Origin of the sequence: Cohnella sp. CFH 77786 (assembly GCF_019400745.1) — a bacterium.
Lineage (GTDB): Bacteria > Bacillota > Bacilli > Paenibacillales > Paenibacillaceae > Cohnella.
Window position 1 is genome coordinate 204,742 of the sequence record NZ_WJIB01000009.1, and the last position, 22,784, is coordinate 227,525.

General features: G+C 49.8%; 16 protein-coding genes. 14 read left to right on the plus strand and 2 right to left on the minus strand.

Features of this window, described 5'->3' with window-relative positions; all coding sequences use genetic code 11:
* Nucleotides 1–50 precede the first annotated feature (50 nt).
* From GE107_RS14975 to GE107_RS15020, 10 genes are all read left to right on the plus strand, one after another.
* On the plus strand, nucleotides 51–1,958 hold the full coding sequence (locus GE107_RS14975; RefSeq protein WP_219640780.1) for a bifunctional diguanylate cyclase/phosphodiesterase: 1,908 nt from the start codon (nucleotides 51–53) through the stop codon (nucleotides 1,956–1,958).
* An 82-nt stretch (nucleotides 1,959–2,040) separates the two neighbouring features.
* A complete protein-coding gene (locus GE107_RS14980; RefSeq protein WP_219640781.1) occupies nucleotides 2,041–2,649 on the plus strand; it encodes a sigma-70 family RNA polymerase sigma factor in 609 nt (202 codons plus the stop codon).
* A gap of 85 nt (nucleotides 2,650–2,734) precedes the next feature.
* Nucleotides 2,735–4,411, plus strand: coding sequence for a tetratricopeptide repeat-containing diguanylate cyclase (locus GE107_RS27170; protein ID WP_219640782.1), 1,677 nt, complete (start codon nucleotides 2,735–2,737; stop codon nucleotides 4,409–4,411).
* A 373-nt stretch (nucleotides 4,412–4,784) separates the two neighbouring features.
* Nucleotides 4,785–5,213: a chemotaxis protein CheW gene (locus GE107_RS14990; RefSeq protein ID WP_219640783.1), complete on the plus strand. Its 429-nt coding sequence runs from the start codon at nucleotides 4,785–4,787 to the stop codon at nucleotides 5,211–5,213.
* 14 nt (nucleotides 5,214–5,227) lie between these two features.
* Nucleotides 5,228–7,279, plus strand: a complete 2,052-nt coding sequence (locus GE107_RS14995; RefSeq protein ID WP_219640784.1) for a chemotaxis protein CheA — start codon at nucleotides 5,228–5,230, stop codon at nucleotides 7,277–7,279.
* Nucleotides 7,280–7,418: 139 nt separating this feature from the next.
* Complete coding sequence (locus GE107_RS15000) at nucleotides 7,419–7,880, plus strand: chemotaxis protein CheX (protein ID WP_219640785.1); 462 nt, start codon at nucleotides 7,419–7,421, stop codon at nucleotides 7,878–7,880.
* A 30-nt stretch (nucleotides 7,881–7,910) separates the two neighbouring features.
* Nucleotides 7,911–8,276: a response regulator gene (locus GE107_RS15005; protein ID WP_219640786.1), complete on the plus strand. Its 366-nt coding sequence runs from the start codon at nucleotides 7,911–7,913 to the stop codon at nucleotides 8,274–8,276.
* Nucleotides 8,277–8,340: 64 nt separating this feature from the next.
* The gene (locus tag GE107_RS15010) at nucleotides 8,341–8,733 is read left to right on the plus strand and encodes a hypothetical protein (protein WP_219640787.1); all 393 of its coding nucleotides are present in this window, start codon (nucleotides 8,341–8,343) and stop codon (nucleotides 8,731–8,733) included.
* Between the two features lie 78 nt (nucleotides 8,734–8,811).
* On the plus strand, nucleotides 8,812–10,392 hold the full coding sequence (locus GE107_RS15015; protein ID WP_219640788.1) for a methyl-accepting chemotaxis protein: 1,581 nt from the start codon (nucleotides 8,812–8,814) through the stop codon (nucleotides 10,390–10,392).
* A gap of 127 nt (nucleotides 10,393–10,519) precedes the next feature.
* Nucleotides 10,520–10,876 carry a response regulator gene (locus tag GE107_RS15020; RefSeq protein WP_255570494.1) on the plus strand — a complete coding sequence of 119 codons (357 nt, stop codon included), beginning with the start codon at nucleotides 10,520–10,522 and terminating at the stop codon, nucleotides 10,874–10,876.
* A 35-nt stretch (nucleotides 10,877–10,911) separates the two neighbouring features.
* Here GE107_RS15020 and GE107_RS15025 read toward each other — a convergent pair whose 3' ends face one another.
* Entirely contained in the window at nucleotides 10,912–11,607 is a 696-nt protein-coding gene (locus GE107_RS15025; RefSeq protein ID WP_219640789.1) for a response regulator transcription factor, read from the minus strand.
* Nucleotides 11,608–11,812: 205 nt separating this feature from the next.
* Nucleotides 11,813–13,900, minus strand: a complete 2,088-nt coding sequence (locus GE107_RS27175) for a methyl-accepting chemotaxis protein (RefSeq protein ID WP_219640790.1) — start codon at nucleotides 13,898–13,900, stop codon at nucleotides 11,813–11,815.
* A gap of 778 nt (nucleotides 13,901–14,678) precedes the next feature.
* On the opposite strand from GE107_RS27175, the gene GE107_RS15035 reads away from it, so the two are divergent.
* From GE107_RS15035 to GE107_RS15050, 4 genes are all read left to right on the plus strand, one after another.
* Nucleotides 14,679–15,020 carry a response regulator transcription factor gene (locus GE107_RS15035; RefSeq protein WP_219640791.1) on the plus strand — a complete coding sequence of 114 codons (342 nt, stop codon included), beginning with the start codon at nucleotides 14,679–14,681 and terminating at the stop codon, nucleotides 15,018–15,020.
* A gap of 110 nt (nucleotides 15,021–15,130) precedes the next feature.
* Entirely contained in the window at nucleotides 15,131–17,233 is a 2,103-nt protein-coding gene (locus GE107_RS15040) for a methyl-accepting chemotaxis protein (protein ID WP_219640792.1), read from the plus strand.
* A 20-nt stretch (nucleotides 17,234–17,253) separates the two neighbouring features.
* On the plus strand, nucleotides 17,254–19,662 hold the full coding sequence (locus GE107_RS15045; RefSeq protein ID WP_219640793.1) for a putative bifunctional diguanylate cyclase/phosphodiesterase: 2,409 nt from the start codon (nucleotides 17,254–17,256) through the stop codon (nucleotides 19,660–19,662).
* 119 nt (nucleotides 19,663–19,781) lie between these two features.
* Complete coding sequence (locus tag GE107_RS15050; RefSeq protein WP_219640794.1) at nucleotides 19,782–22,778, plus strand: response regulator; 2,997 nt, start codon at nucleotides 19,782–19,784, stop codon at nucleotides 22,776–22,778.
* The last annotated feature ends 6 nt before the right edge of the window (nucleotides 22,779–22,784 follow it).

The window sequence follows — 22,784 nt, forward strand, 5'->3', positions numbered from 1 at the left end:
TGTTATCCGTAGCCGGCTTACTTCAATATTCGAAAACGAAATCGATTTTGTTGAAAAATACGGAAAATATGCTGGCGACGATTAATTCGGCTACCGCACAGCAAATTGGCGTGATGCTACAAAATAACTCTACGCTTGTTCATCGAATGGTTCCTTTAATTATGAAGCAATATCATGTCGGCGAAAACGGATATACCTTTTTGCTGGATGAGGATGGTACGATTCTATATCATCCAAACCGTAATCTGGTCATGAGAGGATGGAATGATCTGGTTCCCGAACGGGAAGGTCTGAAGAAACTGCTTGACGGCATTGCGCTCATCGAGCTTAACGGACAAAAACAATACATCATCGTTACCCGTCTTCCATTAACGGGTTGGTATGTCGCATCGGCGCTGCCGGAGTTTGAAGTGTTGGACCAGCTCAGAGCGCTTTCGCGAACATCGCTTCTATCCAACCTTGGTGCCGGAATCATTCTCTTGTTACTGGTTACATTTCTTTTAAATTATATGTTGAAATACATCCCGATTATTATTAAACAACTCCATCGTATTGCCGAGGGACAACTGACAGAGTTCCAAATGGTTCCGAGCCATGATGAATTTGGACAAATCTCATTAGCCATTCGAGAGATGGCTCACAAAATACAAGCCAGCATAAAGCTCATTCACGAATCGGCGTTTTACGATGCTTTGACGGGTCTTCCGAATCGGCGCTTTCTGGATGAAAAGCTAACGCAGGCTTTGCAGGATGCAAAGCGGCTCAACGGGAACTTCGCCTTGATATTCATCGATTTAGACAATTTTAAATGGATTAACGACACCCGCGGGCACAAGTTCGGCGATGAACTGCTTAGGCAAATCTGTTCAAGATTAATCGGGATTCATCGAGACGGCGACATGATGTTCCGCTTCGGAGGCGATGAATTCGTCATTCTGTTGCAGCATATTGGCTCCAAGCAAGAATTAGAACATTATGTTGAGCGGCTTCGCACGGCTTTCTCCTCGCAGGTAAATTTATTTTCACACAGTTACTATATCAATTTTAGCGCTGGAGTGGTTATGTTCCCTGATGACGGCGCTACCGAAGAAGAGTTGTTGAAAAATTCGGATATGGCGATGTATCACGCTAAGGCTCTCGGCAAGAATCGAATTCAATATTTCTCTTCCGATATGATCAGCACGTTGTTAGAGAAGGAGAAACTGACGCAAGAACTGCGTAACGCCGTTCTTAACCAATCGATGACCCTCCAATACCAGGCAATTGTAGATGCCCAAACCAGCCGTCTCTATGGATTTGAAGCTCTGTTGCGATGGTCGCATCCCGAGCTCGGACCGATCTCTCCGGATCAATTTATTCCGCTTGCAGAAGAAGTCGGCCTGATCGTACCGCTAGGGGAGTGGGTGCTGAGAGAGGCATGCAGGGCATGCCGTCTGTTGCAGGACGAGTATCAACCGATGTCCGTCTCCGTCAACGTATCGGTGCTGCAACTCCGTTCCCCGTCTTTAATTGATGCAGTCAAGCACGCTTTGCATGAGAGCGGAATCGATCCTAAACACCTCGTGCTTGAGATTACGGAAGGCATCGTCATCGAGAATTTCGAACAAAGCGTCGAGGCGCTTCGGCAGTTGCGTGCTATTGGTGTCCGCCTCGCGTTGGACGATTTCGGCACGGGCTATTCGTCCTTGGGTTATTTGAAGAAATTGCCAATCGATATTTTGAAACTCGATAAAGTTTTCATTTGGGATTTGGATATCCAATCGTCCAACAGCAAACAGATCGTAGGTCCGATCATTGACTTGGCGCATAATCTCGGCTTGAACATCGTGGCGGAAGGGGTAGAAACCAAGGATCAGGCTGAGATGCTGCGGGCTTGGGGTTGCGATCTGAATCAAGGGTATTGGTACAGCAAACCGGTTTCATTCGAGGAGATCAAGAACTTGCTACAGCGGTTCTAGGCGCTCTCCAAGGAATCGGTTCAGGATTACTTTGGAAATTTGAGGGATCAGTGTAAGGAATTAAATAATCAGAGGTGCCCGAATGAAGGATGAGCAGATATTAACATCCTATTATCTGGGGGATAAAGGAGCATTTAATGATCTTGTTCGTTTGTTTGCCCCCATTATTAGGAAATATTGCAGCGGATTCTATATACAAGGCGTTTTACAACCAGATTTATATCAAGAAGGTTGTATCGGACTCTATGTTGCACTTCAGAAGTATGAGTCTTCCAAAGGCGATTTCAAACCGTTTGCCCAAATTCATATCAAGAACCGAATCATTAATGCGGTAAAAGCCGCCACTCGCAAAAAGCATCTTATGCTAAGTGAGTCGAGTTCACTTGATAAAGAAGTGGAGGCACGCCAGCTGTTTGAGATGATACCATCCGAATGTCCTACTCCGGAAGAAGTGTTGATTCTTCGTGAGAATGAGGATGAACGCAAACGGTACATTCTCAAGATAATGGAATCGTTCACGCCCATGGAAAGAAAAGTTTTCCGCCATTTCTTACATGGAGTTTCGTACAAAGAGGTGGCGCGTCAAGCCGGAATCCCTCTCAAATCGGTAGACAATGCATACCGGAGGATTAAGAAAAAAATAACAAAATTCAAACAGAGTTACGAAAATATCGTTCAGCATTCCGGGTAGCAGATCGTCGGAAATGGGTTAAGGTTGCGGATCCCAATTCACTACGTTGAAGGAATGCTGAATCGGCGGGATGGGAGGTTTAACTGTGACGCTTATCCAAATGCAATGTAGAGGATGCCATGGCAAGCTGGTATGGCACCCTGATTTCGGATCTATTGAGACATGTGTATATTGCTTCCGCCTGTGGGGTGAGGAAGCGAATTTGTCCCGGGAGGACAATCGGGTCGAATGCTACACCCCTGAGACGTTTGCCATGGCTCTTGATATCCTTGAAGTCACACATCGTACCACGATTGAATCAGCTATTACCCTTGCCTTGAAAGCAATAGAGATTGCCTCGATGCTGGGTGTCGAGGAATTGGAAATGCGCGCCCAGTTAATCCATGCCGAAGTGATGCTCCGGAAAGGACTATTGGCGGAAGGTGGACGCATTCTCCAGAAAATCAATGGCTGGGCGCTCTCTCATCATCCTTACATTCTGGCTCGCAGTCATCGGCATCTCTCGACATTCTTCGAGCTGCTTGGGGATATGCCCAGGACGCTGGAGCATGCACTGATCTCTATCGATCATTTGCCCGAAGATGTCTTGCCTCGGACCCGAGCAAATCACCTTATGCAGCTTGCGTTTGCGCTTGCTAACAACGGGGAAATCGAAAAGGCAAAAAAATGCGATCAAGAGATTCTCGACATCGCCGCCGGAATCAATGATATCAAGCTTGCTCTCAAAGTATTAAACAACATGGCATACACGCAGTACTCACTCGGCGATGCTGAAGGAGCAACCGAGTTCGTCGAACGATTTCGGTCGTTAGCGAAAAAATACGACGTGCGGCTTGATCCCTATTTTCTGGATACGATTGCCCGGGTTGAACTTCTTCGTGGGGATTATGAGGGGGCGGAGCGGACGCTTCAGGTCGTGATTGACCGTCGGTTGGATGATCTTCTAAGCGAAGTAACGTTCCTGCCCGTTTGCTTCATCACCGCTGCACAAGCGCAACGGCTTCAGGGAGCGTACGATCGTTCGCAAGCAACGCTTGATGCAGCACTTCGGCTTTGCGGGGAGTACGGCCTTACAGGTATACAGGTGGAGATCATGCAGGAGAAAGCCGAGCTCTATGCCGCATCCGGATGGTATCGTGAAGCTTATGAGGAATTCCGCAGCTTCCATACCGAGTCGGAAAAGCTTCGCTCTAAAGAGCGCGAAGCAAGGGCGAAAGTCCTTCAAGCTGTCTTTGAGACGAAGGAGGCCAAACGCGCTGCTGAGTACTACCGGAATATGGCTTTGCGCGACCCATTAACCAATCTGTATAACCGGCGTTACATGGATGAGCGGGTCGACGAATTGATTCGGCTCTCTACCGCATCCGGCGAGCCTTTCTCGCTCATCTTGCTGGATCTGGATCATTTCAAGCGAATCAACGATACGCTATCCCACGAGATCGGCGATACCGTGCTGATCCATGTTGCCAAAATTCTTGAAGCCGCCGCCAAAGAGCCTAAAGCCGCCGTCCGCTTAGGCGGGGAGGAATTCCTTGTCGTGCTTCCCGATTATGATTCCAAACAGGCACTGCAGTTTGCCGAAGTGCTGTGCCATGAGATCCGTTCGGCTGATTGGCGTCCCATTACGGGTAAACTGCCGGTAACCGCCAGTATAGGAGTCAGTACCTTCTCCGAAGGATTAAGCCGTTCCCGCCTGTTGACTCTGGCCGACAATAACCTCTATCAGGCCAAACGTGCAGGAAGAAACCGGGTTGCCGGCTAAACGAATCGCTTATCAAGGAGCGTCGCTCTGGGTTCTGGATGAATTTGTAACAGAAATATGAGGCAGCTGTTAAATCACTTCATGGCGGAGATAAGTCAAGATTCCGGGTTCCGATTCGCCGCAGCACGGCTACGATCCTGGCCTTTAACTCCTGCAAAAATGAAAGTTATGTGAGGTTTATTAATGGAAAAGTAACGGAAAAAGTAGAATCAGACACATATCTCTCGTCTATGATTCATATAGGGCTTTTGCTGTATATGAATTAAGGATAAGGATCAAAAATTATGGATCGGCGTAATCGGTTGTCCACGTGAACAGATTCTTCATGTTGAACCGCCGCTTCTATTTTTGTAGAACTTGGAGGGTCCAGGGAATGCAGGCAGTCGATCAAATCCAATATGTTGAATTTGGTATCGCGGATGAGAACTATGCCATTCTCATCTCGGACATCCATGAGATTATAAGGATGCAGGACATTACAGAAATCCCCAACAGCCACCGCTATGTACAGGGTGTCATCAACTTGCGGGGGAAGATCGTTCCCGTTATCAGTCTTAGAAGTCTATTCTCGCTCGACCCGGACAGCGTGACAAAATCCACCCGCATTATCGTCGTCAATCACAGGGAGGAGTCCGTCGGCATCATCGTGGACAAGGTTCGCAAGGTAACTGCCTTCAGCGATATCCAGCCGCCTCCAGAGCGTGTCGGGGGAATCAACGGCGCTTATTTCGTTGGAATCGGCATCACATCAGCCGGACTGACAGGTATCTTGAAGCTGGATGAAGTGTTGATTCGGGAGTAGGAGAGCGATGTCGGATGACCGATATGAGGCAATACCAATCCCATTTCCTGGATGATCTTGGTGAACAACTCCAGCTAATGGAAGGCGAGATTCTTCGTCTCGAGCAGGAAGGGGGAACTGCGGAAGGTGTACAAAGCCTGTTTAGGGCCGCACATACCTTGAAAGGCTCTTCCGCAACCATGGGTTACGAGAAGATGACGAAGATCACCCACGCAATGGAGACCATTCTCGACAACGTCCGAAGCGAAGTGTATCCCATTACGACTGAAATGATAACTTTGCTATTTCAATGCGTGGACCGTTTGAAGGTGCTTGAAGCCGAAATCGCGTTGGACAGCAGGGAATTGTCCGACATTGACGATTTGGTCGGCGACATGATGCTATTGGATGCTCGCCGGGCACAGGAAATGCTGGTTCATGCAGAGAAGGGGGAGGGCGATAAAACCGTGATCTCCGAGTCGTTCCCGCTAAGGGAGGACGAATGGGAGATGGCGCGGAGACAGGTCGAAGGGGGGCTGTCCCTGTACAGGCTGTATATCAGGCTCTCCTCCGAATGTCTGATGAAGAGCGTTCGACTGGATGTCATCGAGAAGCAGCTTCGGGACACGGCGCCCGTCATCTGGTCGGAACTTCTTTCGCGTTGGAGAGACATTCCGCCTCCCGACGGACAATTCGTCCGTTGGCTGATTGCTGCAGCAGACCGGAAGGAAGAACTGGAGAGAGAAATCCGTACTTGGTTCGATGTCGATTCGGTCGAAGCGGTGCCCTGCAGCCTGGACGAGCTCCATTCGCAATCACAACCCCCGGTCATTGTGCGGACGGACATAGGCGGTCGTCCGGAATCTTCTTTCCGGCTGCCCCCGTCGGAAAGGGTTAAGGCGCAGAGTATTCGGGTGAATGTAGATCGACTGGAGACACTCATGAATTTGGTCGGGGAGCTGGTTATCGATCAGACTCGAATCCGCCAGGTTGAAGCCAATCTTCAGCAGAAATACGGTTCAGACGAAACCGTTAAGGAAATGAGCCCCGTCTTCGATCATTTGACCCGCGTTATCGGCGAGCTTCAGGACAGTGTCATGAAGGTCAGGATGCTTCCGATCGAGCAGTTGTTCAGCAGATTTCCACGGGTTGTCCGAGATTTGGCCAATGGGCTCGGCAAGAAAGTGGAGCTGATGCTGGAGGGAAACGAGACAGAGCTGGACCGGAACCTTATCGAAGAGGTGGGAGACCCGCTTATCCACCTGATCCGGAATGCGCTGGACCACGGGATTGAGACTCCGGAGGCTCGCAGGCAGGCCGGCAAGCCCGAACAAGGAATCCTGCGGATCAGCGCCGCTCATGAGGACAATCAGGTCGTTCTTACGGTGAAGGACGATGGAGCCGGAATCGACGCGGACAAGCTTCTCGCCAAAGCGATAGACAAGAATCTCTTCTCCGCAGAAGAAGCTTCGCAAAAAAAAGAGAACGAAGCCATTCAGTTAATATTCCATCCTGGATTGTCGACGGCATCCGAGATTAGCGATATTTCCGGCAGGGGCGTCGGCATGGACATCGTTCGTGCAGGTATCGAACGGATCAACGGCATGATTGAAGTCGAGACGTTCAAGGGCAGGGGAACTTGCTTCAGAATCCGGCTTCCGCTGACGCTCGCCATCATCACGGGGCTCATGGTGGATATCGGAGGAAGGATCTATATCCTGCCGATGAGCAATGTCGTCGAAATTATCCAGATGGAACCGAAGGCGCTCCAATCGGTGAAGGGGGTACCTGTTGTCTCCTTGCGCGAGCGGATCATCCCTGTCGTCTGGCTGCACGATTCATTAGGGTATCCGCGGACCGGCATCAAACGCAAACAGATTCCCATCGTCGTTATAGGCCGTGCGGAGAAGCGGCTGGCCCTCGCGGTAGACGGTCTTATCGGTTATCAGGAGGTTGTGATCAAGTCGCTTGGAGCTTATGTCGGAAATATCGAAGGAATATCGGGAGCGACCATTCTGGGGGACGGACGGGTAGCTCTTATTCTGGAAATCGGCGGTATCATGAAGATGGCCGGCGGATTGACGTGAGCAAGCGGAAAAACACAACGGCATTTAAAGTATCTAGAATCCTGAGGGCGTCTGCGAGTGTCGTATAACGGATTTCGCGAAGCTCTTCTTTCTCGGTTTGAATGTCGTATTATGCTAAACACAGAGGAGTGGCGACCGAATGAATGCTCAGCATGTCAATGCGTTTCTGGAAGCGGCAAGCCATATTTTGGGGATGTATCGGTTTACTTTGACAATAGGCAAACCTGCTGTACGCCAAACGCCTTGTACTGGGTTTGAAGTATTGACGGTCATAGGCGTGAGCGGTCAATTGCGGGGACAAGTTTACCTTGGCTATACGAAGGAAGATGCGCTTTGTATTGTATCCAACATGATGGGGGGAGTCGTCGTTGCCGATCTCGATTCGATGGCTCAGAGCGCCATTGCCGAGATTGGCAATATGATCTGCGGGACCGCAACCATTCAGCTCTCGCAGCACGGAATGGCCGTAGATATTACCCCCCCTGCCGTTATTATGGGAAATAGCGTGGAAGTGGCGAGGAGCGAAAAGTCCCTGATAGCCATTCCGATTCAAATGGAAGGTCTGGATGGCATGGAATTGTGTCTGGCTCTGGAAGGCTAATTGATTAGAATGGGGGACGCTGTTGCGGCTATGAAAGTGTTGATCGTGGATGATGCCTCATTTATGCGGATGATGCTTCGGAAAATGATCGAGTCGGAGGGGCATTTCGTCGCGGGCGAAGCGGTTGACGGCAACGACGCGGTGGCTAAATACTCGCAACTGCGTCCGGATCTGGTGACAATGGACATTTCCATGCCGAATAAGAATGGCATCGAGGCCGTTCAAGAGATCCGGGCTATCGACAAGGCAGCGAAGATTCTCATGATTTCGGCCATAGGTCAGGAGCCGATGGTGAAGGCGGCGATCTTGGGGGGGGCTTATGACTTCATCATGAAGCCGCTGGATGAAGAGTTGTTCAAAAAAGCCCTGGATCGCGCTGCAAGAGATGGAAGATGATTCGAGTGAACGAACAACTGCTGTCATATGCTTTGAAGTTAAGAAGCAAGGAGTGGGGAACGAAATGAATGAACTGGACTCAGCCATTGTCTGGAACGAAAGGCTGAATGCCGTTGTATGGCAATGGCCGGATGCGACAACCGAATGTAATTTTAGAGCTTATGGAGAAAGAGTATTGGAATTAACGAAGATAAAGCGGTGCAGGAATGTATTATTCCATATCTGTCAACGCACCGTTTATATGGAAGAAGTTCGCCAATTGTTCGCCATTCATTTATATCCCGGATTCCAGGAATCCGGAGTCAGGTTCCTGGCAATGGTGTTGCCGGAAAATATATTGAAAAAGCCATTCTTTCATAAAGTGGCTGCATCGAATGATGGGGTTCCGATCTTAAAAGGATATTTTAGCAAATTGGAAGAAGCTGAGAAGTGGTTGGATAAGATGAAGTATGCCTAATTGATTCAGAATTCGCAAGAATGCATAACTTGCCATGATGAAAGGACGGCGATCGCCCTGATGAAGAGGTTTTGGAACTTGAAGCTAAAGTATAAAACTTTCACGCTAATTGCCGTTGGACTCATCATGCTATTTATCGTTGCCGGGGTCGGCTACTACAACATATCCAGGATGGCCAAGAGCGCGAAAAGCATGTACGAGAACAGTATGCAAGTCGTTATATCAACCGGCAAAATGAGAACAAACACACAGGCCGTCGCGACAGCCGAGATGGATATCATCATCTCATCGGATAAGAAGCGAATTCAGACCTTGCTAGAGAAGGTCAGCAGCCTGATAGCCGCTAATGAAAACGAAATCAAGTTTATACAAGGCGCCAACCTGGACGAGAAGCAGCGGGAGCTGTTCGACATATACGTTCAAAAGTTAAGAGCGTACCAGCCTGTCGAAACCCAAATCCGAAAATTGGGTGCCGTGGGTACAGAAAGTCTAAATGCCCAAGCATATGCCCTGTATGTAAACAAAGGCTACGCCATGTTAAGTGATTTGAACAACGCCATCAACGATTTCATGGACTATTCCCTCCAGTCGGCGAAGGACATCAACGACCGGAACCAGAATAATGCGGCGATAGCCACCAAGATCATGATCGCCGTCGCCGTCATTGCTATAGCACTCCTGTCCTTGATCGGCATCGCGATCACGAACATGATTACCCGCCCGGTCAAGAAGCTGCAGGAGCTGATGGCCCGGGCCGCACAAGGAGACTTGACTGTGCAAGGAGAATTCAACGCCAAGGACGAGATCGGCCAGCTTAATCTTTACTTCAATGGCATGATCGACGGATTCAAGGATACGGTGGCCAAGATTTTCGCCGCTGCAGACAGCGTCTCTGCGGCGGCGGAAGAGATCTCGGCCACCACGCAGGAGATTGCAAGCAACGGCAACGAGCAAGCCCTCTCGGCCCAAGCGATGAACGAGATGGTCGGAGAATTGTCCGAGGCGGTTGGCTCGGTGGCACAAAGCGCGGAGCAGGCGTCCCATCTGTCGGACCGCACAGCCGCGATTGCTCAAGAAGGTACGAAAGTGGTAGAGGATTCGATCGGCAGCATGGACCGGCTGAAGGATCAGATGACTCGGCTTGAGGAGGACTCCAACAAGATTGGAGAGATTATCGAAGTCATCGACGATATCGCCGATCAGACCAATCTGCTCGCGCTCAACGCCGCGATCGAGGCTGCGCGGGCTGGCGACCAGGGTCGCGGCTTCGCAGTGGTCGCGGATGAAGTGCGGAAGCTGGCAGAACGGAGCGGCGAGGCAACGAAGCAGATTACGACGATCATCAAAACCATGCAGACGAATATGATGCAAAGCGTACGCGCGGTCGATGAGGGCGTCACCGTATCCCGGCAGTCCGGCGAAGCCTTCAAGAGCATTGCCGCCATGGTTGGCGATACGAATGCGAAAGTGTCGGAGATTGCGGCGGCCACCGAGCAACAGTCCGCGCAAACGGCGAATGTGCTTCGCTCGATCGAGACAATCTCCACAGCAACCGAAGAGTCCGCTGCCAGCAGCGAGGAAACCGCAGCCGCGGCCCAGTCGCTCGCTCATTTGGCGGAGGAACTGAATTCAACCGTCGCCGCGTTCAAAATCAAATAAGGAGTCGCTACGACTGTCAAGGTGCAGATGCCAGCCGTACGGATTGAACTTGCCGGCATGGACGGCTGGCGTCGCACGTGACTTGGTTTGAAAAATAACAGAAATAGGTAAGGAGCCTGGGATAGTTATGAGAGTGATGATTGTGGACGATGCCGCATTTATGCGAATGATGCTAAGACGCCTGCTGGAGGGAGCGGGTCATGAAGTGGTCGGAGAAGCGGCTGACGGCAACGAAGCGGTCGCGAAGTACAAGCGGTTGAATCCGGATTTAGTGACGATGGACATTACGATGCCGAATAAGGACGGCATTGCGGCGGTGAAGGAAATAAGGGCCGAGGATCCGAGTGCGAAAATTTTGATGATTTCAGCCATGGGGCAAGAAACGATGGTTAGAGCAGCGATCCTGTCAGGCGCTTACGATTTTGTCATCAAGCCGGTAGAGGATGCGCGGTTTCTGCAAGCCGTCTCTCACGCAGCGAAGTAACGGTCCAATGCGAGACGACATGACGACGATTGCCGTCATTCCATAATAAACTTATAACCGATCTTCCAAACCGTCTTGATATGGCGAGGGTTCTTCGGATCTTCCTCGATTTTTTTACGCAAATTCATGATATGTACGTCAATCGACCTATCGTTGATAAAAGAATCAACGCCTCTGACTGCGTTAATTAATTCTTCGCGTGCAAAAACCCTTTCCGGAGAGGTGCAGAAAAGCTTCATAATCTCCCACTCGGAATAAGTCATCTCTATCTTCATCCCGTCAGCAAAGAGGAGCCTGCGCTCATAATCCAAAACAAATTTATCGGTTTTGGCCATAAGCCGGTTCGGACTTTCGGCCGCTTGGACGCGGCCGGGTTTCCGGCGAAGCACCGTCTCGATTCTCGCTTTCAGTTCTTGCATACTGAAGGGTTTGCAGATAAAGTCATCCGCTCCCGAGGCTAACGCGTTAATCCGGTCGGCCACTTTTTCATTCATGGAAACGACAATGACCGGAACATCGGTCAACCCGCGAAATTCGCTGCAGATTTCGGTTCCTTCCGAATCCGGAAGGACCAGATCGAGTAAAATAACGTCGGGATTATAATCAACCAGAGCCTGTACCCCCGCTCTCGCCGTCTCCACCCGATGCACCGCGTATCCTTCTCCCGAAAAATATAGATAAAGCATCTGACCAATGACTTGATCATCTTCTATAATTAGAACCCGGGTCATAAGGCACCACCAAACATTTCTCTATATGTCATCATAAGAATCGAAAAAACCCCTAACTTTCTTAGTATATATTGTCAGGAATAAACTGTCTATGTCTATTATTGTCGAATTTCATGAATGACACAAAACAAAGGCGTCCACCGATCGGCGATGATAAGGACGCTTGTTCATTTGGAGGAGAGGGCAGCTGGACGGGAAAAGTCGGTCACACTTTAAATTTCGATATGATATACTTTAATTTATTCGCGCTTTCGTTCGTTGCCGCCGCAATGGCTGTTAGCTCGTTCGACATTTGTGCAACGTCAGCAGCCTTCCCGGAGATTTCCTGCACATCTTCCGCAGATTCATCGTTCGCCGTCGATATTTCTTGGATCGATCTCATCATGTTGAGGATGGAAGTGTTTAATTCCTGAGTCGCCTGGCTTATATCCGCGGCGAGATTCTCGACGATTCCGGCATCCCTGTTATACTGTTCACCGGCGTCAACCATGAACTGATAGTCAGATATGACCGTTCCATCAATAAAATCAAGCACCTTCTCCGAGTGCTGCGTCAGATTTTCAACAGAAATAACCACTTGATGGGTCACGGTTTGAATTTTACTTGCAGCGGATTTGGAGTTTTCCGCCAGCTTCCTGATTTCATCGGCTACTACGGCAAAGCCTCTTCCTGCTTCTCCCGCTCTTGCTGCTTCAATCGAAGCATTCAATGCAAGCAAGCTGGTTTGCTTCGCGATTTCCAGAATGGATTGCGTCAATCCGTTGATTTGCTTTACCGCTTGGGATTGTTCGATTGCGGAAACCAAGCCGGTTCGAACCCGAGCCTGAATGTCGGAAGCCTTCAAGCTGGACTGAACGGCATTCTTACGAATCTCCTCGGCTCGTTGTTTAATCTCTTCGGAAACTTTTGCCCCTTCCGATGTTTTGCTCGATATCGATGAAACGACGCGCCCGATTTCAATCGAAGCAGCTTTCATCACATTGGCAGAGGCAGCCGTCTCTTCCATAATTCCTGACATTTCCAGGGTGGTCGCCGATACGTTCTCCATCTGTATTTTTAATTCGGATACATTGCGGTTTACAGTCGAGACGGAGGTTCCCAGCAAGGACTCTTCCTGACGGACCGTTTCGATCATATTCCTTATGGAAGATTGCATCGCAGCCACAGAGTTCATTAATATGCCCGTCTCGTCCGACGATTTCAAGTAGCCATCCGGTATCCGGTTCGTGAAGTCTCCTGTGGCAACCTTTTGCAGATAGGAGCTGGCAAAACGAATGGGTTGGACAATTCGATAAGACAGGAACAGAAGAATCACCGCAAACAGAACCACACTGACGGCAATGACCGCGAAGATTCCGTTTCGAAGCTTCTTCACTTTGGATACATACTGACTTACCGGCAGGTAAGTTATGTTGTACAAATCCGAATTGTCGGATTTTGAGAACGCTGCGATATATCGAACGCCACCCAGAGTAAAATAGCCAACCCCGGATCGTTTGCTTTTTAACGCTTCATAATAATCTTGCAGGTCTCCCGATTGTTTGCTCAAGTCTAGCTTAAGAATTTGCGATTGATCTGTGGAAGCAAGAACAAGCCCTGTTGAATCAATCAGCATGTTCTTCAAATTTACTTGGGAGGTATTATTCATCAGTTTGTCAGTCATATTCAGTAAATCAATAGGCGTCCAGAAGGTTGAGAGCGGCTTGCCGGAAAGAGGATCATCGACTGTGCTCCCCACGAGGAGAACTGGTCTTCCGGATACGGGAGAAATAACGGGTTGGCCAATATATTTTTTCTTCACCATGATATTCCAATAGGGATCGCCCTTTTCGACCTTGAAAGTAATGCCCTCGCTTTTTCCGCCAATACCATCAGCCAATTGTGACCACTCGTCACCAATTCCGGTACTATTCAACAATTTGACGTCATAAGACAGAAAGACATTTTCATACATCCCCGAAGCGCCCTTCATTACCGTTTCCAAATAACTTGATATCATTTGTTTTTTTTCAGCATCGATTTCCCCTTTCATTTTCACTTCCTGAAAAAATTGGACAATGGCCGGCTGTTGAGCGATCAACGTCGCAACCCTCAAGAAATCATTTAGGGCCAAGTCGATCTGCGTTTTCTTTTCAGTAGACGCGCTTACCAACGAAAAACTTGCCTCGGATTCAAGCGAATGAGTTGATGAAGAAACGGCGTAAACTAAAGATACCAATAACGGTATAATCATACAAAGAATGGAAATGGCCGAAATTTTCACAAATAAACGGTTCAAACGACTTCTTTTCACGTTCCATGCTTCCCAAATTATGCTCATGCGTAAGTCTCACTCTTTCACGATTTAATGGAAAACGCGACCCGAAGCCAGACGCGATACCTTAAGGTTTACAGCGAAATGGAATCCCCGCTTGCATGCGGCTTCATCAAAGCCCCAAGGCATCTCTTTCAAATGTTTGCTGCGTAATTCATTTGGAGTATCTCCTCGGTCAGTCATATTCCCGCTTAATCTAATAAGATACAATGTGCGTTTTAAAAATGTTCTTTGTTTCATATGAGTTTTTTGTTCGGTACAGTGAGAGTGTCGAGCAATCACTACCACACCGAAGAGGCGTCTTTTCTATGAGCTGCGTGTGCTAAAAATGATCAGGCCGGTTTCAGGAATCGTCAACTCCAGCAATGGGTCTAAAATATCAATCGTTTGTTTAAAAGACTAATAAAAAACTAAGAGCGAATAAAACAATCCTCTCATAATCCTGTCCTATAATGTTCTAAGTCCCTTGATCTATCATAATGGTCCTATTCTTGTTCAATACCTCTTTTGAAATCTACTGGCGAAATACCTTCAACAGCTTGCCGCGACGGAAACATGCGGCTCTTTGCTATGCGTCTTGCTTGTCAATGCTTCTGTTCTTCCACTTTGACGGAACGGGTGCATCGTCAGCGGTGGATGGGTTTGGGAGGAAGCGAGAAGCCTGAACCGTTTCCTTGTACAGCGTGAGGCTTCCCCGTTCGCAAGTGTTGCTCGACAAGCATTAACTTCAAATAAATATCAATTAGGTGGTAGAACAATGCATATTACAATTAATGGCGCGGTAGGTAAATTGGTTTCGGAGGAGTATCTGCGGAAAATCGTCGAAGCGGCAACCAATTTCGCCCATATCCACTGTTTGACGCACAGAGAGAGCGAAATCCTCGTTTATCTGTCGTTCTTTGGGTTTTCTAACAGGGAGATTGCCCAATGCTGCTTTATTGCGGAGAAGACAGTCAAAAACCATATCGATAACATGATGAGGAAATTAGACATTCGCTCTTCCCGGCAGTTAAATGCTATATTGCTGCGCACAATATTTAACGAAACGGACGAGTTGGCAAGCCTGAAAGCAGATGACAAAGTAAGAAAAATCGTTTGATCGATGACTCATACTAACCTATCTGCGGTGCAAATGGAGATATCGACCGCTTGGTAGCAGAAGATGATTAGACCGTCAAGCGGTGCGCTTGGCAGATGGGGGACGAGAAGATGAAGTGGTGGAAAAACGCAAGGCTGTACGCCAAGCTGGGACTGACGGTAGGCACTGTGCTTATGCTTTCCTTTGGGAGCTTGATCGGTTTAAACCTGGGGCAAATCTATAAGATGAGTCTTAGGCAGGGAGAGTCCGACGCGCGGGAAGCTTCAGTCGTGGTAGCGGACACGTTTCAGAAAAAAGTGAGCGATACGATTTCCATGCTTTCAACGCTTCGGGAAGTTGTGTTGCAAGCAAGCATGAACCAATCACTGACTCGTGAAGAAATCGTTCGGCTTCTGACCGAAGAGTTGAAGGATCGCAAAGACTTGCTGGCGGTTTATACCTTATGGGAACCGAATAAATTCGACGGCAAGGACGCCGAGAATGTCAAGAAGCATGACTATGACAATGAGACTGGACGGTTCCTTCCCTATGTCGTAAGGATGGATAACAATATTCATTACGAGCCATTGGCGGATTATGACAAGGAAGGTATCGGCGATTATTATCTTATCCCGAAAAGGGCGAAAAAAACATCCTGGATCGAGCCGTACCTCTACCCCATTAACGGGAAAGATACTTTAATGACCTCCTATACGATGCCGATCCTTGACAAAAACGGGGAGTTTCTGGGGATTGTAGGCGCAGATATGGCGCTCGGCGATCTGCAGACGCAGATCGAGCGGTTGAAACCGCTCGGCGGATACGCAACCATCATATCTGCGGCAGGGACCTATATAGCCAATGGCGATAAACCGGATAAGGTGTTTAAAGGTTACGATGAGACGCCGGAACTTCATGCTTTGTGGAATAACGTGAAACATGGGCTGCGGTCATCCTACACAACAGGGGACAAGGGGCAGGTGCTTCGATTATTTGTACCGATCAGGGTGGATGGCTCCGATTCCGCCTGGTATATCGAGTCAGTCATTCCGAAAAGCACGGTGCTGGAAACCTTTAACCACAATGCCAGTCTGTCTCTCGCCGTTGCCGTGCTGGCGCTTGTCCTCCTGGTAGCGGTCATTATGACGATCCTGCGCCGATTTGTTATCCGCCCGATTCAAGCGGTTAACCGTCTGTCCGACAAGCTGGCGCAGGGCGTTCTCACCGAGAAGCTCGCAGTTCGCGGCAAAGACGAGTTCGGCAGCATGGCGGAGCAGTTCAACCTGACTGTCGATAGACTTCGTGAAATGGTTCAGACTGTCTCGGAACACGCCGCGTCGGTATCGGCAACCTCGCAGCAACTTACCGCCAGTGCCGAGGAAACGAACGCTTCGGCGGAGAGGATTGCGCTTTCCGTACAAGAGACGGCGTCAGGCTCGGAGTCTCAGTTACGAGGAGCTGAAGAAGTGTCCCAATCCGTAACGACAATAGCGGTAGGCGTCGAGCGGATCGCCGACTGGGCCCGGAATGTATCCGATTCGGTATATGAAGTGAAGGAGAGGACGGAGGAGGGCAACCGGAATATTCAGGATGCGATCCGTCACATGGCGCTCCTGAGCGCCAATGCCGATGAAGAAGCAAGTGTCATTCATCGTCTGGGAGGGCGCTCGGAAGAGATCGGAAGCATGATCGAAGTGATCCAAAATATTAGTAAACAGACCAATTTGCTCGCGCTAAACGCTTCGATCGAAGCTTCACGGGCAGGTGCGCACGGTCGCGGCTTCGCCGTTGTGGCGGATGAAATCCGCAAGTTGGCGGCGTTGTCCAAAACATCCTCCGATCAAATTCGGGAGCTGATTCAAGAAATCCGCGGCGATATGACACTCGCTGCCGAGCGGATGACGGTAAGCGTGAACGGAGTGGCGGAAGGCGTCGAGTCCGTCAAAGCTTGCGGTGAGATCTTCGGTACGATCACAGCCGAGATGAACGAAATCCAGCAGCGTGCCCGGGATGTATCGGCGGCCTCCCAGGAGATGACCGCAAGCACGGAACAGGCAATGGCATCGGTTGGCGAATTGGCTAATATTGCACGGGAATCTTTCGAAAACTCGCATAGAGTCGCTGAAGCGTCCAGGGAGCAGCTTGCCGCGATGAATGAAATCAGCCAGTCTTCGGCCAACCTAGGCATTCTGATGCAGGAGCTGCAAGAACTGATTTCCCGGTTTAAATTGTAAGCAGATTGGAGGCAAGCTGAATGGCCCACTTTTTTTTGCCGCTCTTTTTCATATTCGTGCCTGTACTTCTGCTCTTCTACATGGCTGCGGAAATCCATTCTCGGGACCGGAAGAGCGCGCTTCACAGGTGGACCGCGATTCATGTAGCTACCTACGCCATTATGTTTTTCGGTATGTTTCTCATCAACGTGCTGCCTCAGGCAAGCGCCCTTTTAGCGGCACATTATCTCGGCGGCAGCACCTGGTTTCTGAATTTAATGACGGGCTTTTTCTTTCTGCGGAAATTTATCCGGTATCGCATTCCGTCTTTCCTGGTCTGGATCGGGGCAATCGGGGCGATGTCCGGACTGGCGGCAGTTCTGGCCGGATATCCGGGGTTCGAGATTGCTGTCCGATCGGAACCTGTCTGGAAGACATACGAGCGCGGCGAACTCTTGAATCTATGGGTGTTCGCCCTGTCCTCCTATTCGACGCTGCTCAATTTGTGGTGGTTTGGAGTTGCGTACCGCAAGCTGAAAGCAAAACCTTGGGCCGTTCTGGAAAGAAAGCGGATCAGGCTGTTTATCATCGGCATCGCGGCGATGATGGCCGGCATCGCAATCCTTCAAACCTTGTCCGACCGTCTTGGTTTAACCATGTACTTCTCCGACGATCTGATCGCCTTCTATATGGTATTCGTTTATGTCGGCGCCTTGCGTTATGCAATGGTCAACTACGATTTTCTATCTTCCGGGGGCAGACGGTACGAGATTCTGTTCCAGAACGCATCGGACGGGATCGTGATATGCGATGAAGATTCAAGAATCATGGATGCCAATCCCGCTTTCTTGCGGATGAGCGGCATCGCTGAAGATAGAGCCGATAAAAGTTGGCTGAGAACGTACATAACCGATCTTTATTATTCATTGGAACAACCGCTGAATAAGGATTTGTTCATCGAGGCCAAAACGAGCCGAAAGCCGCTGCGGCTTCAACGCCGAATTACAATGCGCAGGACAAACCGGACGCTAGATCTCGACGTCTGCATCGCCTTTTTCGAAATGGACGGCGAGGTGTGGTCCTTTGAGATTTTGAAAGATATTACCGTGCAGAAGTCAACCGAAGAGAAGCTCATCGATCAGGCGCTGCACGACCAGTTAACGGGCCTTGGCAACCGAAGAAAATTTTTCGAACAATTGTTAGCGGAACTGCAAGTTCTGGAAAATTCCGATAGCAGTTTGACCGTGTTAATGATCGATCTGGACCAATTCAAATGGTTGAATGATACGCTCGGCCATTTCGCCGGAGACGAGCTGCTGCGGAAGGTGGCGGAACGGCTGCGGATGGCGGTGCCGGAGAATGGCTGCGTGGCCCGATTGGGCGGAGACGAATTCGCCGTTCTGCTGCCCGGCGTACGTTGGGAGCAAGAAGCGGAAGCGCTCGCAAGCGAATTGATTCATCAGATCCGAAAGCCTTACCTTATCTTGAATCGCCAGTATCTGATCGGAGCCAGTGTCGGCATCAGCATCGCCCCGCGGGACGGATGCGACGCGGAAGAACTGCTCCGGAACGCGGATATCGCGATGTATACCGCGAAGAAAGCGGGAAGAGACCGTTATCAGATGTTTATGCCGGCGCAGAGAGAAGACTCCGAACGGGCGCTTGCACTTGTGAACGGACTCTGGACCGCCTTGGAAGGGGACGAATTTTCGCTTCACTACCAGCCGCAAATCGATTTGGGGACCGGCAGGATCATCGGGGTGGAAGCGCTGCTGAGGTGGAACTCCTCCGAGCTAGGCCCGGTCTCGCCGGATGTGTTTATTCCCATAGCCGAAGAGAACGGGTTGATCGTCGCGATCGGCGACTGGGTTCTCCGGAAGGGTATTGAAGAAGGGAAAAGAATGATGGACGCGGGTTTCCCCGAGCTGGTCGTATCCGTCAACGTTTCCCCGAGGCAGTTGAAGGAACGGCAGTTTGCGTCCAAAGTGGCCGATATCCTGCGGGAGCAGAACTTTCCGGCCGGCAATCTTTGCCTGGAAATTACGGAAAGCTCGGCTATTGAAGACCTGGAACTGTCGCTTCTGATATGCCGCGAGATTGTCGAATCCGGCGTGAATTTGGCGCTTGACGACTTTGGTACCGGTTATTCGTCGCTGAGCATGCTGAGCCAGTTCCCCTTTCGGACGGTCAAGCTGGATAAGTCATTGATTCGGGAAATCGAAACCAGCCCGCATGATGCCGAAGTCGTTCAAATGATCGTGAAATTATCCGGCTTGTCGGGTATCGAAGTCTTGGCTGAAGGGGTGGAGACGAAGCGGCAATTCGAGCTTCTGAACCGTTTCGAGTGCAGCTTTGCGCAAGGCTACTGGATTGGGCGCCCGATGCCTGAGCCGGAATTTCTAAGCTGGATGCAAGCGGCCGTATCCAGGGAAATTGGCGGGACGTTCTAATGTGACCCAATATCCATATGAACATTTCAATATCGTCCATTTCATCATTCGACAAGAAGTGATACGCTTTGTAAGTATTAGACGTTCATTGGCCAAATGCAAGGAAAGGCGGGGGGGAAATGAAAGAGCTTATCGTGTCTTTGCTTATACTGTTTGCACCGTTTCTTATCCTGGCCTATTTGGCTGCTGAAATCTATTTGCGGAACAGGCAAAAGCTGCTTCATCGGTTAACGGCGCTTTATGTTTTGACTCACAGCTTCCAGTTTCTTGGCAAGTATTTGACCTATGTACTGCCGGAAAATTCGGCTGCGTATGCGATTCAATATATCGAATACCCCTCGTATTTCTTGAACATGATCGTTGGCGTCTATTTCGTTCAGGTGTTTTGCCGGCGATCCTACTCCCGTATCCTGTATCACGCCCTTGCGCTGCCTCCGGTTGCGGGGCTTGTTTGCTTCCTGTCGGGCGCGTCGTGGACGCATATTGTGCTGCGGCCCGGCGCGGTATGGAGGACGCATGCGGCAGATCCAAAGCTGGAGCTGTTGATGGCAATCGTAACGCTTTATAGTACAATCCACTTTTTGCTGCAGTTAACGCTTGCCCACCGAAGACTAAGATCGAAAAAATGGAACGTTCAGGAACGCAAATGGATCAGGCTCCTCGCCACGGGAATCGTGCTGGAGATGATCTGGGTGGTGCTGTCCCAGACAGTGGTCGCACGCGTGATTCCGCCCGGCTCTCTCATCGATGCCGATTTCATAACTCCGTTCGGCACTTTATTGTTTCCGTTGCTGGTCCGTTACGCGATGGTCAACTACGATTTTTTGGCCAGCGCGAGCAGGCGTTACGAGATATTGTTCAATGATTCCCCTGTCGGCATATCGATTTTTGACGAAGAAGGCAGATTGTTCGATGCCAATCCGGCTTACCTGCGTATGATCGGCATAATGGGCCAGTCCGACAAGTCGTGGAGAAATCAAAAAATAAGTCATTTTGCAAAATACGAAGATGAGGAGGTTCGCTCTCGGATTGTTCAGTCCGTCATGGACAGAACTCCGTTACAATTCCAGGCGCGACTCCTCAACCATCTGAACGAAACGTATATCGTCGAAAAGTCGATCACCTACTTCGAATCGGAAGGTCAGATCCTGGCATTTGCGATAACCAAGGACATAACGGATCTGGTAAAAAGGATCGAGGCGGATGAAAACAGCCGCGCCAAAAGCGAGTTTCTTGCCCGAATGAGCCATGAAATCCGGACCCCGCTTAACGGCATCATCGGCTTGTCCCTGCTGCTGCATAAGACCGAGTTGTCGCCGGTTCAGAAGGATTATCTGGATAAGATCAACTCCTCTTCCCAAACGCTGCTGGGCATGATCAATGCCGTGCTGGACTTCTCGAAATTTGAAGCCGGAAAGCTGGAACTGGAAAAAATAGCGTACCGGCTGGAGGATATCGGCACCCGAATGGCGGATGCCTTTAGCGTATCGCTCGGCAGCAAGGCTGTCGAGATGATTTTCGATATCGCCCCCGATCTGCCGGAGCCGGTTATCGGCGATCCGTTCCGGCTCGAGCAGGTGTTGATCAATTTGTGCTCCAACGCCTTCAAATTTACGGATGAAGGTTATGTATGGCTTAAGATTGAGCTCATGGGATTAGAGGAAGGGCAGCAGGCCCGGATATCTTTTTCCGTGTCGGATACCGGCATCGGTCTTTCGGAGGAACAGCTCATGAGACTGTTCACCCCCTTTACCCAAGCGGATATATCCACAAGCAGAAGATATGGCGGAACAGGGCTGGGCCTTGTCATATGCAAGCACTTGGTTGAATCGATGGGGGGAACGCTATGCGTGGAAAGCCAGCTTGGCCGGGGAAGCCGATTCTTCTTCAGCATTCCTCTGGAGGTGTCCGAACTGGGAGCGCCCGCGCAAATAGAGCCGCGTTATGAAGCGTTCCGGGTGCTCGTGGTCGTGAACAATGACCTGATGAGAGTTCATCTTGAACGAATGCTCGAATCGATTGGCCTGGAGGCGTATACATTCTCCACCTATGAAGAAATGCTGAAGAGCATGGAACGGCATGGTGCTGCAAGCGCGGGAGATACCGATATTCTGATCGTCGATGCTGAAACGGATGGCTTGAGCTTCGGGGTGAGGGGCTGGTTCGAGGAACTGATCAAAAGGCGAAACACCAAAGTAATCGCGCTCACGACCTTATTAAGAAGAGAAGAGATATTCAGGCCGCACGAGGCGCATTGGGCGGATGTTGTTCTTGTGAAACCGTTTACCCGCTCCCAATTGCTTCGCGCATTCGAAACGGCTGCCGGACTGCGACGTTCCGATGCCTCGGGAGCGGAATATGAAGTGCCCAGTAATATGAGAACTTCACTTCCCCCGATTCAAACAACAACCGCAGACCCTATATTGGTTGCCGAAGACAATGAGATTAACCAGTTCGTCATTTGCGAGCTGCTGCAGCAGAAGGGGTACTCCGTTACAGTCGCGGGCGACGGAGCGGAAACGTTAAGGATGTTGGACAATCAAGCATGGGGTGCCATTCTGTTGGATTTGCATATGCCTGAGCTGGACGGCTTCGATACCGCCCGGAAAATTCGTCAGAACAAAGCGTATGATCGCACACCCATTATTGCTTTGACGGCCAATGTGATGAGACAGGATCACGAAAGATGTCTGGCTGTAGGAATGAACGATATATTGACAAAACCGGTGGATATCGAACAATTGTCAGAGACGCTTGACAAGTGGATCCGGTTCAAATGCATAACAAGCCTGCAGGGTATTGATGTTGAAAAAGCTATAAGACAAATGGGCGGAAAAATTTATATTTTACAAAGCGCTTTGAGCAAGTTCAAACAGAATTATCAATCATTTCAATCCATGATGGAAGAAGAATTCGGAGACGATCCGGGCTCCGCCTTCCGTATGATCCATTCTTTGGAAGGGGTGGCCGCAAATTTATATGCAAAGCCCTTATTAACGGAAGTGATTGCCTTGAAAGAGGACTTCGCCCAAAGGAACAAAAGTGACGAATGGCGCGGCAAGCTCGCAAAAGTGCAATCGGAGATTGATCGGATCACGAGGCGCATTTTCTGGTAGAAAACG